This is a genomic window from Variovorax sp. 01N429 (assembly GCF_056399425.1).
The window spans coordinates 1-446 of record NZ_JBFTRG010000126.1; the positions used below are offsets into that span (position 1 = coordinate 1).

Genomic DNA, 446 nt, shown 5'->3' on the forward strand with positions numbered 1-446 from the left:
GCGCAGCACGTCGGCGCGGGTCGCGTCGCCGGCCACCGCGACCAGCCCGTCCTGCATGGCAGCCGCGACCGCTTCGGCGTCCGGGTCGACGACCACGATGCGGTCGCGCGGCACGCCCTGCGCGACGAGCGTGCTGATCGCGCTGTAGCCGGTGGTGCCGTAGCCGACGACGACGGTGTGGTCTCGCAACGTGGACCTCCAGCGGGAGAGCCGCCACTGCTCCCGCGTCCGTTCGGTGAGGACTTCCAGGGTGGTGCCGACCAGGATGATCAGGAAGACCACGCGCAGCGGGGTGATCAGCACGATGTTCATCAGCCGCGCGGAGTCGCTGGCCGGGATGACGTCGCCGTAGCCCGTCGTGGACAGCGTCACGGTGGCGTAGTAGACGGCGTCCAGGAACGACAGATGGCCGTCGACGCTGTCGCGGTAGCCGTCCCGTTCGATCC

At 70.4% G+C, this 446-nt stretch carries 1 protein-coding gene; it reads right to left on the reverse strand.

Annotation, left to right across the window (positions count from 1 at the left end; translation table 11 throughout):
- The coding region (locus tag AC1DSF_RS30900) for a potassium channel family protein (RefSeq protein WP_478184125.1) at positions 1-446 on the reverse strand (446 nt) is incomplete at both ends.